This window comes from Thalassovita gelatinovora (assembly GCF_001458355.1).
Taxonomy (GTDB): Bacteria; Pseudomonadota; Alphaproteobacteria; order Rhodobacterales; family Rhodobacteraceae; genus Thalassobius; species Thalassobius gelatinovorus.
This window is the reverse complement of the sequence record NZ_CYSA01000027.1, coordinates 210,568-225,228: the sequence shown is the minus strand read 5'-3', so window position 1 is coordinate 225,228 and position 14,661 is coordinate 210,568. Positions and strand designations below refer to the sequence as shown.

At 58.8% G+C, this 14,661-nt stretch carries 13 protein-coding genes, 1 tRNA gene and 1 pseudogene; 8 read left to right on the top strand and 7 right to left on the bottom strand.

The genetic code is table 11. The features are described from left to right. Positions 1–99 precede the first annotated feature (99 nt). Positions 100–1,350 (top strand): IS256 family transposase, encoded by a 1,251-nt coding sequence (locus TG4357_RS17435; RefSeq protein WP_058264167.1) that lies wholly within the window; start codon positions 100–102, stop codon positions 1,348–1,350. A gap of 192 nt (positions 1,351–1,542) precedes the next feature. Here the strand turns inward: TG4357_RS17435 and TG4357_RS17430 are convergent, their stop codons facing one another. Both TG4357_RS17430 and TG4357_RS17425 read right to left on the bottom strand, forming a co-directional pair. Beyond that, positions 1,543–1,902: a hypothetical protein gene (locus tag TG4357_RS17430; RefSeq protein WP_058264166.1), complete on the bottom strand. Its 360-nt coding sequence runs from the start codon at positions 1,900–1,902 to the stop codon at positions 1,543–1,545. 223 nt (positions 1,903–2,125) lie between these two features. Beyond that, a pseudogene (locus TG4357_RS17425) lies at positions 2,126–2,398 on the bottom strand (integrase core domain-containing protein); the annotation flags it as partial. Between the two features lie 60 nt (positions 2,399–2,458). Between TG4357_RS17425 and TG4357_RS17415 the strand changes: the two are divergent. Then, a protein-coding gene (locus tag TG4357_RS17415; protein WP_139193705.1) for an IS3 family transposase occupies positions 2,459–3,588 on the top strand; the annotation gives its coding sequence in 2 pieces (ribosomal slippage) (positions 2,459–2,693 and positions 2,693–3,588; 1,131 coding nt in all). Here the strand turns inward: TG4357_RS17415 and TG4357_RS17410 are convergent. The 3 genes from TG4357_RS17410 to TG4357_RS17400 all read right to left on the bottom strand — a co-directional run bounded on the left by TG4357_RS17410 (position 3,506) and on the right by TG4357_RS17400 (position 6,151). Continuing rightward, positions 3,506–5,314: a DUF927 domain-containing protein gene (locus TG4357_RS17410; protein WP_058264165.1), complete on the bottom strand. Its 1,809-nt coding sequence runs from the start codon at positions 5,312–5,314 to the stop codon at positions 3,506–3,508. The two genes, TG4357_RS17415 and TG4357_RS17410, sit on opposite strands and share 83 nt — an antisense overlap. A 118-nt stretch (positions 5,315–5,432) precedes the next feature. Next, on the bottom strand, positions 5,433–5,669 hold the full coding sequence (locus tag TG4357_RS17405) for a helix-turn-helix transcriptional regulator (protein WP_058264164.1): 237 nt from the start codon (positions 5,667–5,669) through the stop codon (positions 5,433–5,435). A gap of 392 nt (positions 5,670–6,061) precedes the next feature. After that, positions 6,062–6,151: transfer RNA gene (locus TG4357_RS17400), tRNA-Ser, on the bottom strand. Between the two features lie 192 nt (positions 6,152–6,343). On the opposite strand from TG4357_RS17400, the gene TG4357_RS17395 reads away from it, so the two are divergent. Beyond that, positions 6,344–8,512 (top strand): YjbH domain-containing protein, encoded by a 2,169-nt coding sequence (locus TG4357_RS17395; RefSeq protein ID WP_233487559.1) that lies wholly within the window; start codon positions 6,344–6,346, stop codon positions 8,510–8,512. Further along, positions 8,509–9,183, top strand: a complete 675-nt coding sequence (locus tag TG4357_RS17390) for a YjbF family lipoprotein (RefSeq protein ID WP_158509094.1) — start codon at positions 8,509–8,511, stop codon at positions 9,181–9,183. Before TG4357_RS17395 ends, TG4357_RS17390 begins: the two co-directional genes overlap by 4 nt. Positions 9,184–9,251: 68 nt before the next feature. Here TG4357_RS17390 and ychF read toward each other — a convergent pair whose 3' ends face one another. Continuing rightward, positions 9,252–10,349, bottom strand: a complete 1,098-nt coding sequence (gene ychF / locus TG4357_RS17385) for a redox-regulated ATPase YchF (RefSeq protein WP_058264162.1) — start codon at positions 10,347–10,349, stop codon at positions 9,252–9,254. Between the two features lie 229 nt (positions 10,350–10,578). Between ychF and trpA the strand changes: the two genes are divergently transcribed. The 4 genes from trpA (at position 10,579) to TG4357_RS17365 (ending at position 14,387) form a co-directional block, all read left to right on the top strand. Beyond that, a complete protein-coding gene (trpA, locus tag TG4357_RS17380) occupies positions 10,579–11,370 on the top strand; it encodes a tryptophan synthase subunit alpha (RefSeq protein ID WP_058264161.1) in 792 nt (263 codons plus the stop codon). Positions 11,371–11,633: 263 nt separating this feature from the next. After that, a complete protein-coding gene (locus TG4357_RS17375) occupies positions 11,634–12,797 on the top strand; it encodes an alpha-hydroxy acid oxidase (RefSeq protein ID WP_058264160.1) in 1,164 nt (387 codons plus the stop codon). Between the two features lie 144 nt (positions 12,798–12,941). Beyond that, entirely contained in the window at positions 12,942–13,574 is a 633-nt protein-coding gene (locus TG4357_RS17370) for a hypothetical protein (protein ID WP_058264159.1), read from the top strand. Between the two features lie 177 nt (positions 13,575–13,751). Beyond that, positions 13,752–14,387 (top strand): 50S ribosomal protein L25/general stress protein Ctc, encoded by a 636-nt coding sequence (locus TG4357_RS17365; protein ID WP_058264158.1) that lies wholly within the window; start codon positions 13,752–13,754, stop codon positions 14,385–14,387. Between the two features lie 85 nt (positions 14,388–14,472). Here the strand turns inward: TG4357_RS17365 and TG4357_RS19585 are convergent, their stop codons facing one another. Further along, positions 14,473–14,646, bottom strand: a complete 174-nt coding sequence (locus tag TG4357_RS19585) for a hypothetical protein (protein ID WP_158509093.1) — start codon at positions 14,644–14,646, stop codon at positions 14,473–14,475. Positions 14,647–14,661: the final 15 nt, after the last annotated feature.

The window sequence follows — 14,661 nt, the reverse complement described above, 5'->3', positions numbered from 1 at the left end:
TGGCGAGAAACGCGCGAAAGTTGGTGATGCCCTGAGGGGCGGCATATCATGGCGGTGTTCAGACGCCGTCAATTCTCTGCCGAGAAAGGGATATGCCACATGCCAGAGACTACCATCACCCAACTGCCGGATCCATCGGGTTTTTCCACTGACCCGTTCACTGGCATCCTCCGAGATGGCGCGCGCAAGCTGATCGAACAGGCGATCCACGCGGAACTGTCTACGCTCATGGCCGCCTTTTCGGGGGACAGGCTGGATGACGGCCGCGCGCGCCTGGTGCGCCATGGTCATTTACCCGAACGCGAGGTGATGACCGGCATTGGTCCTGTGTCCGTGAAGGTGCCGCGCGTTCGGGATCGCGGAGCGGGCGAAGACAAGATCACCTTCACGCCCAGCATCCTGCCGCGGTATCTGCGCAAGGCGAAATCGGTCGAGGAACTGCTGCCCTGGCTTTACCTCAAGGGTGTGTCCACGGGCGATTTCACCGAGGCGCTGGAAGCACTGCTGGGCCCGAATGCCAAGGGCCTGTCGGCCAAGACGATCACGCGGCTGAAGGCCGACTGGTGGAAAGACTATGAAGCCTGGCAGAAACGCGACCTCGGTTCGCGGCGGTTTCTCTACATCTGGGCGGACGGGGTCTATTTCAAACCGCGCATGGCCGAGGAAAAACAATGCGTTCTGGTGGTTGTCGGGGCCGATGAATATGGCCGCAAGGAGCTGCTGGCCATGGCCGACGGCTTCCGCGAAAGCACGCAGAGCTGGCGCGAGGTGCTGCTCGATCTCAAGCGTCGCGGCCTGAAGCAGGCCCCCAAACTGGCCATTGGCGACGGCGCGCTCGGCTTCTGGACCGCGCTGTGCGAGGTGTTTGCGACGACGCGGGAGCAGCGGTGCTGGGTCCACAAGACGATGAACGTGCTCAATGCGCTGCCGAAATCGGTGCAGGCCAGGGCGAAGGCGCATCTGCACGACATCTGGCAGGCCGAGACAAAAGCCAAAGCCAACGTCGCCTTCGACTTCTTTGTCGAAACCTATGGCGTGAAATGGGACAAGGCGGTGGCCAAGCTGGTCAAGGACCGGGACGCGCTGCTGACCTTCTACGACTACCCGGCCGAGCACTGGAAGCACATCCGGACGTCAAACCCGATCGAGAGCACCTTCGCGACCGTCCGGCACCGCACGAAACGAACCAAGGGGTGCCTCAGCCGCAAGACCGGTCTGGCCATGGCCTTCCAGCTGATGATGTCGGCGCAGAAGAAATGGCGAAAGCTCGACGGTCAAAACCGCCTGCCCGAGATCATTCAGGGGATTGAGTTCCGCGACGGGATCCGCCAACTTCAAACCGCCGCCTGATCATGCGTCACCAACTTTTGCCCATATCTCGGTTTGAGAGCAAGGCGATGACGGTCGGGTTTGATAGTGTCGTGTTTGAGCTGTGGTTTAGGAAATCACCGGAGCAGGATTTTCTAGATGTTCTAATTCATCGAGACAGGGGACGAATTAGCACACAGTGAATGTAACCTCTTCTCAAGCTGGTAGATACTTTTAGGGTAACTTTTTCTTTGATGGCTTCATAGCTTTCATTTTTTCTTTGGTTAAGATGGTCATCCCATCGCCACCTCTATCAAGTGAAACCACATCTCCGATTTTTAAGGAATTAACTTTGGACAAGAAATCGGCTAAAACCTCATCGGAGCTTAGCCCCAAGCCCAGTTCTTGGATTTTTTCCCTCAGATCAGCTGATGTAACAACACGCCCAACATAGATAACCGCTCCGTACCTTGCGGTTTTTTTATTACTCAAGCAGACAAAACCATCACCAGCGGTATCTCCAATAGGGACAACCCAAGCTTTACCGGGTCGCATACCAAATTCTGGTATGTAATCGACTAACATCTTCTTCATGATCACATTACTCCCATGTCCTATAGTACTGATAGAGGTGGTCCTAGATTTTAGACCAGTTTGTAGCCTTGTTAAGATGGATCAGGGTTTCATTTCAGGCTGCTAATCTCATTGGTTCTGCTTTGCTGGCATAGGCCTCATCGGGGGTCAATATGCCGTGCGTCGAATGCGGGCGGTCAGCATTGTAGTAGGTCAGCTGACCTGCCCCCCATTGGTCCCTCGTTTATAATGAGAGTCTGCGGGTTTGATTTTGATAATCATGGGTTTCGGTTTGGGCAAGCGCGCCGTGCGCGGAGCCCTCAAATTGTTCAAGCGCTCGGCGCGCTTGCAGTGGCGTCTGGTTTCCAAGCGATGAGTGCGGCCTGACGGCATTGTAGTCGTATCGCCAAAGGGCCAGCTTCCGCCGCGCATCGTCCAGAGTGTCGAATATCTCCTCGTTCAACAACTCGTCGCGCAGGCTGCCATTGAAGCTTTCGATAAAGGCATTCTGCTGTGGACCTGTCGCGGTTTGATGCCGCTCCTTTGATAGCATTTACTGCAACAAAGGAGACGAACTATGGGCACAGGAAGAACGGATGAATTCCGCAAAGACGCGGTGCGAATTGCGCTGACCAGCGGGCTGACACGGCGACAAGTTGCGGATGATCTGGGCGTTGGGCTTTCGACGCTGAACAAGTGGGTGAACGCGCACCGTGGCACGGATGTGGTATCTCCCGAGGATCGCGAGCTTGCGCTGGAGAACGAACGGCTTCGGCGCGAGAACCGCATCCTCAAGGAGGAGAGGGACATCCTAAAAAAAGCCACCCAGTTCTTCGCGAGCCAAAAGCCATGAGGTTCAGGTTCGTCGAAGAACAGCGCGGTGCCTTCCCGATCGACCGGCTTTGTCAGGTCATGAACGTCAGCCCACGCGGATTGCGGGCTTTCCGCAGCCGGCCTGCCAGCCGCAGGCAGCGCACGGATATGGTTGTGCTGGCGCATATCAAGGAACAGTCGCGCTTGAGCCTGGGCAGCTACGGCAGGCCCCGAATGACCGAAGAATTGAAGGAGGTCGGTGTCGATGTCGGGCACCGGCGCGTCGGTCGCCTGATGCGCGAAAACGGAATTACTGTTGAAAGAACGCGCAAGTTCAAGGCGACCACAGACAGTGATCATACATTCAACATCGCCCCGAACCTGCTGGATCGGGACTTCAGTGCAGCCGGGCCGAACCAGAAATGGGCGGGTGACATCAGCTACATCTGGACCCGCGAGGGTTGGCTGTATCTGGCAGTGATCCTCGATCTGCATTCCCGGCGTATCATTGGTTGGGCTGTCAGCAATCGCATGAAGCGTGACCTGGCGATCCGGGCTCTGAAAATGGCCATCGCTTTCCGAGCGCCACCAAAGGGCTGCATCTTCCACAGCGACAGGGGCAGCCAATACTGTTCGCATGACTACCAGAAGATCCTGCGCCAGCATGGCTTCAAAGTCTCCATGAGCGGCAAAGGTAATTGTTATGACAATGCGGCCGTCGAGACATTCTTCAAAACCATCAAGGCCGAGCTGATCTGGCGGCGGTCATGGGCAACCAGGCGGCAAACTGAGATGGCTATCTTCGAATACATCAATGGCTTCTATAATCCGCGCCGACGCCATTCAGCACTGGGCTGGAAAAGCCCCGTCGCTTTTGAGCGGAAGGTGGCTTAAACGAGCACTTGGGGCGGCACGAAACCGTGACAGGTCCAATGGCGATACCCCGATTCCGCAGCGTCAGGCGATCGTAAAACGATTTCAGGGGAACCTCCAACGGGAGGGCTTGTTCGATCTTCTGATACTCGGCCCCAAGGCAGCTGGAACCGGGCTTAGGCTCGCCGGCTTCTGCACCAAGCAAGGCGAACCGCCCCAGGTTCTGGGACACATAGTTTCTGGTCCGCTCGACTGCCGCAGTGATCTCCCCACGGGTGACCCCATCACGGGCCTCGAACCAATTCAGGAAGAGTTCACGCGCGGCGGCGAATGACGCGCCAGTGCCCCAGCCGGTGATGCCGAATTTCGTGGCCATCTCACCAGCAAGAGCGGCGATACCAAACCGCGCAAGAACCCGCTGCACCTGCCCGTCCGGCGGAATGTCGGCTGCGACCAAACAGGACTGGCAGAATCCGTCGATCTGGCGCTGAAACAGGTCACGCCTATCAACGTTCGCCAGGAGCTTCTCGACGAAGGCCGGACCGGCCACGCCGTAGTTCTCCCGCCCAGCCCGCTGCATCCTCTCCGCGAAGGCGCGGCCATCAGGCTCTCCATGCAGGCAGTCGAAGGCGCCATACGGCCGGACATCGGCTGCGAGATCGATCAGCCTGATGCCCTGCCCGGCAAACATGCCGCAACCGCCGCTCGCCATGTGCTCCTCCAGGGAGAGCTCGCCGCTTGACAGCACGGATACACTCCAGCGCCGGGTCGGCTGGGCCTTACCGTTGGAACTCATACGCGTCTTTCCGCGGCCATTCGCCAGCATGTAGACAATATCTCCAGCCACACGCGGCTCCACCTGGTGGAGTTCATCAAGCACAAGCAGGCTGTCGTTACAGGCCGCTGCGATCCCTTCTATTCCGTTGTCGGTGCCACGCCAGCTCTGCACGAAGGACGGCGCGCCCCATACCGAGGCCGCCACGCCCAGCAGAGTGGACTTGCCGCGCGACGAGACACCACGCAGATGGAACCCTCCCCCGTCACGTCCCAGCACCGACAGGAGCGGACCGCTGAACGCGTGCGAAACCGCAAGCACCATCAACGGGTTCCCGGCGCAGGGCTCCGCCACGGCGGCACGCCAGCCCTCCAGCGTTCCCTTGACGTGCATTGCGGCGGCCACGTCATCGGAGACCGCATCAGTGATCACCCTGGCACCGCCAAGCACCCGGTGATCCCCCAACGTGAAGGCGCTGAAGGTCGTGTCCGCCCATCCCAGCCGGTCGGAGCGCACATACCGCGCGCCGGGCCGCCAAGCTGCGAGCAGCTCAGTAACGCTCTGTGCTGCCTTTTCGACCGGCGCCAACTCCAGCCCGTTATCGAACAAAACGTTCAGCGCCGCGGCCGACTTCCTCGACACGTCCCGCGCATCGAGGATCAGCTCGTGCCAGTTCCCGTCCGGGTCCTCGACTGCCACGACGCGGCCCCAACCGCCACCACTCGGCCTACTACAAATCCCCTTCACGATCAGAGGCGAGCAGATCCGGATCGGCAGAAGATCGTCGCCTTCGCCGGGCCGCAGCTGGTAGATGCCATCAGCGTTCAGCGAGAAGTTGCAGGGCATGCCGTCCGGCACCGGCTGCATATTTTCGAAGGACACTACACTTGCCGGCGATCCCGCGCATACGGGAAAGGACACGACGTTTTCGATATCGGAGCCGGGACGGAAGGTGAGGTTCTGGTCAGTCATTATGAAGTCTCTCTTGGACAAAAGGGGGCGTTCGGCGCGACGAGAGCCGCGCCGCCAAGGGGCAATGCGCCCCGCTGAAGCTCGGGGCTGGTTCAGGATGATGAAAAGGCGGCGGGCGTCAGCCCGCCATCAAAGCGTCCGGAGCGAAATCCAGGTAAGCGACAAGACCACAGGCGAGCTGGCCTTCCCATTCCTCGATGTCGGCAAGACGCCAGCGGGTGGTGGTCCCGCCCAATTTCACAGGTGCCGGAAAGTCGCCCTTGCGCTTCCAGCGCCAGATCGAGTCCTTGGAAACGCCGAAACGATGCGCAACCTGATCGACAGAGAGGTAGAGGGTGTTCGCGGGGGCAGTCACTATCGCAGATCTCCTGTTTAGGCACACGAATGCAGCCTGCTTCGGACAGTTCTACTGATCCGGCAGAGCCAACTCGGGTGCATGTTGTTGTATGGTTTGCGTATAGCAGATTTTTTCCCGATCCGCATGAGAATTCGAGAGAATTCTGAGCGAATTCGGCATTTTCCATACTTGGCGACGTCGAACAGCCGAGCCAGAGGCGTGAATCCCCTCCTGAATCGGAAAACAACATGGTGACTTCAGCCACGATAGAAATCGGCACACCTGGATCGGAAGCGGCAGGCGAATGCAATTCATTGCATTCCATAGAAATATTTTTGGTGGCAACTATGGTGGAACGACACCCCTCAATGAGAAATAATCACCTAAATTCAATACGTTAATGTGTTTGATGGCGGAGACGAAGGGATTCGAACCCTCGAGACCCTTCCGGGCCTACTCCCTTAGCAGGGGAGCGCCTTCGACCACTCGGCCACATCTCCGCGGACGGGTTTATCTAGGCTGACCGGCAGGGACAAGTGGAAAATGTCGGCTATGTACCAGGAGAGGCCGGGCATTTGTGGGACATCGGCAACGAAATGTCCGAATTGAGGCCCATTTGGAATGCCAGATGGACAGTCGAAGGTTTTTTTTCTACCCAGTAGTCTAGCGATCAATAAACTGGACTGGGCGTAATGCAGATGGAATTTTTCCGGGCACACAACAAAGCGGGAGGCTGCACGCTGCTGCGCTGGAGCCGATCCGTCGGCATGTCTGCCCTTTTGCTTGCGCCGGTCGCCGTCACTGCGGAAGACACGGCGGAAAACCCCTTTGTCGTGCCGCGCCCGCCCAGTTATAACCTTTACGGAACGGTCGGCCTGATCGACATGCCCTCGGCCGAAATGGCGCCGGACGCAACCCTGTCGACTACGCTTGCCCAACTGGGCGACACCACCCGGTCCACCCTGACATTTCAGATTCTGCCCCGGTTGAGCGGCAGTTTCCGCTATTCGGGCATTGCCGGGCTTTATATTCCGCCCGTCTACGATGGCAGCCGCACCTATTACGACCGCAGTTTTGATCTGCGCTATCAGCTGCTCACCGAAGATAAATGGCGTCCTGCGGTGTCGGTCGGGTTACAGGATTTTCTGGGCACCGGTCTTTATGGCGGTGAATACATCGTTGCCACCAAGGCGATCACGCCCAAGCTGCGCCTGACCGGTGGTCTGGGCTGGGGACGGTTGGGATCGTATGGTGCAATCGGTTCGACAGGAACCCGCCCGAGCGAAATCATCGGCCGCGGCGGCGTGCCCAATTACGACCGTTGGTTCCGCGGAGATTTCGCCCCCTTTGGTGGGGTGGAATGGCAGGCAACGGACAATCTGACCTTCACGGTGGAATATTCCTCGGACGCCTATATCGAAGAAAGCAGCGTCAGCGGCCTGTTCGACCGGCAATCACCGTGGAATTTCGGTATCGATTACCGGATGAAAAACGGCAACCAGCTGTCGCTGTTTTCGCTTTACGGCACCGAATTCGGCGCGATGCTGACGCTGCATAACAATCCGCGCTATGCCGGGTCGCCCGGCGGGCGGAACGGTGCGCCGGTGCCGGTAAAGCCGCGTCTGGCCGCAGATAAGCGGGATTTGGGTTGGACCGGAGACAGTGTCCAGACCGACAACATCAAATCCCGGCTGAAAAAGGCGCTGAAACGCGATGACCTGATATTAGAGGGGCTCACCTTGTCGGCGACCAAGGCGGTTCTGCGTCTGGGCAACCCGCGCTATATGGAAGAACCCCAAGCCATCGGCCGCGCCGCGCGGGTGATGACCCGGATCCTGCCGGCTTCGGTCGAAGAACTGACAATCGTGCCAATCGTCAATGGCATGACAACAACGTCGGTCACTTTCAACCGGACCGATCTGGAACGGCTGGAAAACGCGCCGGCATCCGAATTGCTGGCCAAGACCCGAATCGAAAACGCGTATGGCAAGGCCCCTGCGGCAGACGACGGCCTGTACCCCGCGCTCAGTTGGTCGCTGGGTCCCTATATCGCGTTCAGCATGTTCGACCCCGACAATCCGCTTCGGGCCGATTTCGGGGTTCGTCTGACAGCGGATTACCAGATTGCCCCCAACTGGGTTCTGTCCGGCTCGCTTGCCCAGAAAGTGTCCGGGAACCTGGATGAGACGACGCGGGCCACCATTTCGACGCTGCCGCGGGTGCGTACCGACCATGCCCAGTACAGCCGACAGGGCAATCCGGCGATTGAACACCTGACGCTGACCACGTTCGGCCATCCCGGCAAAGATATCTACAGCCGCCTGACTTTCGGGTATCTGGAAAAAATGTTTGCCGGTATTTCGGGCGAACTGCTGTGGAAACCCGTCGATAGCCGTCTCGCGCTGGGGGCCGAGCTGAACTATGTCCAACAGCGAGATTTCGATCAGTTGTTCGGTCTGCGCAGCTATGACACCTTTACCGGGCACTTGTCGGCTTATTACCAATTCGGCAACGGGTTCCACGGCCAGCTGGATGTCGGTCGTTATCTGGCGGGCGACTATGGCGCGACCGTGTCCGTGGATCGCGAATTCGACAATGGCTGGCGGGTCGGGGCCTATGCGACCTTCACCAATGTCGACTTCGACGATTTCGGCGAAGGGTCGTTCGACAAGGGCCTGCGGATCACCATCCCGGTGGCCTGGGTTCTGGGAAGCCCGACGCGTCAGGAAAACACGACCGTGATCCAGTCGCTGACCCGGGACGGCGGTGCCCGGCTGAATGTTCGCGACCGGCTTTATCCGCGGATTCGCGATTACCACAAACGAGAGCTGACCAACGAATGGGGCCGGGTATGGCGATGAATATGCAATCCGCTTTCAAGCGCCCGGCAGTGCTGGCCATCGCCGCATTGGGTCTTGTCGCCGCCTGCGGCAATGCGCCGGGCCGTGTCGACTACAAAAGCGAACTGATCGCAGCGTTCGGCAAGAAAAGCGCGCAAACGCCCGATGTCGATATTGCCGCCGCGCTGAAGGTGACACCGAAACCGTTGTCGCTGGTGGTGCGAGAGCAGGACAAAACCACAGCGATTATCCTCGAAGCCGAACGCAATGGCCCCTATCGCACCTTCATCACCTCGGCGCGGCAAACCCTGACCCTGCGTCAGGGGGTTGTTACCGCGACGCGCGGTATTGGCAATGACCTGATGTCATCGGATGTTGAAGATACGCTGCGGCTGCTGCGGGCGCGTCAGCCCGGTCACACCCGGCGTGTGATGCGCTATCTGACCGGCGACGAACACACCATCGCCTTCAGTTTCGACTGCACGATGGCGGTCGGCGAGACCCAAACCATCAATAGCGGCGAAATATCGGCCCAAGTCCGGGTCATGACGGAAAAATGCAGTGGGGACGGGTTGCAGTTCACCAATACCTATATGGTCGATCACGCGGGCGAAGTTCTTGGCTCACGCCAATGGATCAATCCGACCATGGGGTCTGTGGGAATTCAGGTTCTGCGGCGCTCTGCGGTCTGATCCGCCTGCCCGAAGCGGCCGGGCTGCGCGCCCGACCCGTTTCGTCGCAACGGTTTCAGCAAGCGGTATCAGGTGTTGAACAGGAAATGCAGGACATCGCCGTCCTTCACAACGTATCCCTTGCCTTCTGACCGCATCTTGCCGGCTTCCTTGGCCCCTTGTTCGCCCTTGCAGGCGATGAAATCGTCAAATGCGATGGTTTCGGAACGGATGAAACCCTTTTCGAAATCGCCGTGGATCACGCCAGCGGCCTGCGGTGCAAGGGTGCCATGCTTGATGGTCCAGGCGCGGGCTTCTTTGGGGCCGACGGTGAAATAGGTTTCCAGATGCAGCAATTCGTAACCGGCACGGATCAACCGGTCGAGCCCGGCTTCCTCCAGTCCCATTTCGCTGAGGAACATTTCGGCTTCGTCATCGTCAAGCTGGCTGATTTCTTCTTCGATCCGTGCCGAAATGATGACATGCGAATTGCCCTGTTCAGCAGCCATTGCAGCCACTTTTTCGGAATGGGCATTGCCGCTGGCAGCATCGTCTTCGGATACGTTGCAGACGTAAAGCACCGGCTTTGTGGTCAGCAATTGCAGCATTTTCCAGGCCTTGGCGTCGTCCTCGTCCACCGCGACCACGCGGGCGGGCTGACCATTTTCCAGCACCTCCTGCGCGGTGGCCAAAAGCCGGTCTTGCTGCTGGGCTTCCTTGTCGTTGCCCTTGAGCTTGCGCACTAGGTTGGCGCGGCGCTTCTCGATGCTTTCGAGATCGGATAACATCAGTTCGGTTTCGATCGTATCGGCATCGGCAACCGGGTCGACCCGGCCTTCGACATGGGTGACATCACCGTCTTCGAAACACCGCAGCACATGGGCGATAGCATCGACTTCACGGATATTGGCGAGGAACTGGTTGCCCAGACCTTCGCCCTTGGACGCGCCTTTCACCAGACCGGCAATATCAACAAAGGTCATCCGTGTCGGGATGATCGCTTTCGACCCGGCGGCCGCGGCCAGCTTGTCGAGCCGGGCATCGGGGACGTTCACCTCGCCGACATTGGGTTCGATGGTGCAGAACGGAAAATTCGCCGCCTGCGCAGCAGCGGTTTTCGTCAGCGCATTGAACAGGGTCGACTTGCCCACATTAGGCAGACCCACGATTCCCATCTTAAAGCCCATTCCCGGCCTCCTGTCACATATCCGTGCTGCTTCTAGGCAAGGACCGTGGAGGACGCAAGCGGCCTGTTTCCCCTGCCCCGCCGCAAGGCCAGAAATGCAACACGATTCAGCATGGTCCAGACCCAATTCGCCCGCAATGCCGGTTCAATGCGACGGCTGCACAAGCTGGCATTGATTTTCCCTGCCGAAACGGGCACATCCCCTCTGGAGACACAAAAGGGGTGCCCGCATGACACGCATTGACGCCAAATTCGCCGCCTTGAAAGCCGAAGGCAAGAAAGCTTTCGTGGCTTACATGATGGCGGGCGATCCCGATTACGACAAATCGCTGGAAATCATGAAAGCACTGCCCGAAGCGGGCGTTGACGTGATCGAACTGGGCCAACCTTTCACCGATCCGATGGCCGACGGCCCCACCATTCAACGGGCCGGTCAGCGCGCGTTGGAAAGCGGCCAGACCTTGCAAAAGACGCTCGATATGGCGACCGAATTCCGCAAGACGGACGATACCACGCCGATCGTGATGATGGGGTATTACAATCCGATCTATAGCCGGGGCGTGGACAGGTTTCTGGTCGATGCCAAGGCGGCCGGCATCGATGGGTTGATCGTGGTAGATCTGCCCCCCGAGGAAGACGATGAACTCTGCATTCCGGCGCAAAAGGCCGGGCTCAACTTCATCCGCTTGGCCACACCAACCACTGACGACAAACGGCTGCCCAAAGTGCTGCAAAACACCTCGGGTTTCGTCTATTACGTGTCGATCACCGGCATCACCGGCGCCGCCGAGGCACAGGCCACCGATGTCGGACCGGAAGTGGCCCGCATCAAGGCGCAGACAGATTTGCCGGTGATCGTCGGGTTTGGCATCAACACGCCCGACACTGCCGAAAACATTGCCAGCGTCGCCGACGGCTGCGTTGTCGGTTCGGCGATCGTCAAACAGATCGGTGAAGGCAAATCGGTCGCGCAAGTCGCCGCTTTCGTCAAGTCCCTGTCAGATGGGGCCCACCGCGCCTGACCCGAAGCGTATTTGGCGCAAGATGAAAACATGCCGTTTCTTCTTGGTGTAAATACTCGGGGGAGCCGTTGAAAACCTCTTGTTTTCAATGGCGGGGGCAGCGCCCCCATCTGCGTTGCACCTGTTGCAGTGCAAAACCTGTGCGCTCGATTTGGCAACGATGACCAATTGGGCCGGAACGGCCACATTTCCGCAATAACAGTTGCGATAGGCGGTTCTCATTGGTAAAAAATTTTAACCAATACCGCAGAAAGAGCGCCTTTATGCCAGTCATTACCTGCATCGATGACCTCAAACGAATTTACAAACGCCGCGCTCCGCGCATGTTCTATGACTACGCCGAAAGCGGCAGTTGGACCGAACAGACCTTCCGAGAGAACGTGTCCGATTTCGACCAGATCCGGCTGCGCCAGCGGGTGGCGGTGGACATGTCGGGACGCTCGACCGCGACCCAGATGATCGGCCAGAACGTGGCCATGCCGGTGGCACTGGCCCCGGTCGGGTTGACCGGCATGCAATGCGCCGATGGCGAAATCAAGGCGGCGCGAGCGGCGGAAAAGTTCGGCGTCCCCTTCACCTTGTCGACCATGTCGATCAATTCGATCGAGGACGTGGCCGAAGCCACCACCAAACCCTTCTGGTTCCAGCTTTACACCATGAAGGACACCGATTTCGTCAGCCGGCTGATCCAGCGCGCCAAGGATGCGAAATGTTCGGCCCTGGTCATCACCCTGGATCTTCAGATCCTCGGGCAGCGCCACAAGGATCTGAAAAACGGGCTGAGCGCACCGCCGAAACTGACACCCGCGACCGTCGCCAACCTGATGACGAAATGGCGCTGGGGTATTGGAATGCTGGGGGCGAAACGGCGCCATTTCGGCAATATCGTCGGTCATGCCGAAGGGGTGACGGACGCTGCCAATCTGGGGGCCTGGACCGCTGAACAATTCGACCCCACCCTTGACTGGGGCAAGATCGCCCGGATCAAGGAAGAATGGGGCGGTCCGGTGATCCTGAAAGGGATTCTGGACGCCGAGGACGCGAAAATGGCGCTGCAGGTGGGCGCCGACGCCATCATCGTGTCGAACCATGGCGGTCGGCAGTTGGACGGGGCGATCAGTTCGATCAAGGCGCTGCCGTCGATTCTGGATGCGGTGGGCGATCAGGTCGAAGTCCATCTCGACAGCGGCATCCGGTCGGGACAGGACATTCTGAAAGCCATGGCGATGGGGGCCAAGGGCACCTATATCGGCCGCGCCTTCGTTTACGGGCTGGGAGCGATGGGCGAACAAGGGGTCAGCACAGCGCTGGAAGTGCTGCACAAGGAACTGGACCTGTCCATGGCGTTATGTGGTCGGCGCCGGATCGACGAACTGGACCGATCCGTCCTGATGGTGCCGGAAGATTTCGCCGGACGCTGGCAGTAACAGGTCGCGACAAGGGGGGCTGTCTGCCCCCCAAGGCCCTTCGGGCCACCCCCCCGAGGATATTTTCAAACAGAAGAAGATCAGGGTTTTGACACTTCTTGCGGGCTGGGGCAGTGTGGCGCGAAGCAAGGAAGAGGCCCCTGAATGCTGGTTTTCGTTGACGCCAATCTGGTTTTGTTTGCGGTTCCCAAAACCGGTTCCACCGCTTATCACCTTGCGCTGAAAGGCAAGGCCGAGATCAGCTTTTCCGGCAAGGCCGCTTATAAGCATATGTCGCTGCGCAAATATGAGCGTCATTTCGGCCCGTATCTGCGGGAGGCGCATGGGCTGACCCCGGAACGCGTCGCGGTGATGCGTCATCCGATCGAACAGATCCGCAGTTGGTACCGATACCGCAGTCGTCCGACACCGAAGAAGGAAAAGGGCGTTCTGGAAGGCATGCGTTTTGACGACTTCGTGGCCGAAGTGATCGCGCCGCGGCCGCCGGAATTCGCCCGGATCGGCAGCCAATTGACCTTTCTGGCCTCAGAAGACGGTGCGGTCCGGGTTGATCACCTGTTTGCCTATGAGCGCCCGCTCCTGCTGCGGCAGTTCCTGTCCGCGCGGCTGGGGCAGGATTTCGAGACCAAGCAGAAGAACGTGTCACCGCAGATCGACGCGCCGTTGAGCGCCGAAATGGAGGCCCGGCTGCGCGACGCCCGGGCAGAAGATTTTGCGCTTTACGACCGGATCGTCGCGGCGGGCGGGTATCTGCATGAACCGGTCAGCGAAAACTGACCGGCGTTTGCATCGGGCCCCATAGCCGCGTTGACGTTTCGGTTTCAAGGAAACGGAACCGGCAACGCCTTGCGAAAAAGGCCTTTTCAATTTTCCAAGACTGGTCTATACGCGCGTCTTCATGCGGGTATACAGCCTTGGAGGATACCCGCGCATCTGACATATTGGAGAATTCAAATGGCTGGAGAAATTCCTGATCTTCACGCTGAGGCCCGGACGGGGACAGGCAAGGGCGCCGCTCGTCAGGCACGTCGCGAAGGCAAAGTTCCCGGTATCGTTTTCGGTGGTGACGCCGATCCGCTGCCGATCAACATCCCGTTCAACGCGCTGCTCAAGCGCCTGAAAGCCGGTCGGTTCAAGTCGACCCTGTTCAACCTCAAGGTTGACGGTCAGGACGACGTGCGTGTGATCTGCCGCGACGTGCAACGCGACGTGGTCAAGGATTTGCCGACCCATGTCGATTTCATGCGTTTGCGCCGCACCAGCCGGATCAGCTTGTTCATCCACGTGGACTTCCTCAATCAGGAAACTTGCCCCGGTTTGAAAAAAGGCGGCGTTCTGACCATTGTGCGCCCCGAAGTGGAATTGAACGTTCTGGCCGGTGACATCCCTGAGAAGCTTGAAATCGATCTGTCCGAGGTCGAAATCGGTGACGTGCTGCACATCAGCGACGTGACCCTGCCCGCAGGGGCCAAGACCACGATCGACCGCGATTTCGTGATCGCCAACGTGTCGGCCCCGTCGGGTCTGCGTTCGGCTGAGGACGAAGACGAAGGTGAAGGCGAAGAAGTCGCGGAAGCGGCTGAAGAATAATCTTCAACGCCATCGCGCTTTGAATTTTGGGAAACGCGGGCCTTCGGGTCCGCGTTTTTCTTTGGTCCAGATCGTGGGACCGGGATCAGTCCCCTTGCACCCACGCGAACCCGATCACCCGCCCGTTGCTGGCAACCGGATCATAGGTCAGCCCGCTTTCGGACATGCAATCAACGATCCGCTTGATCATCGTGCCGGGATATTTCTTCGATATTTCCATCTGCCGTTCATTCTGTTGCAACCCGTTGATTCCTTTCATGACGCCGGTTAAATT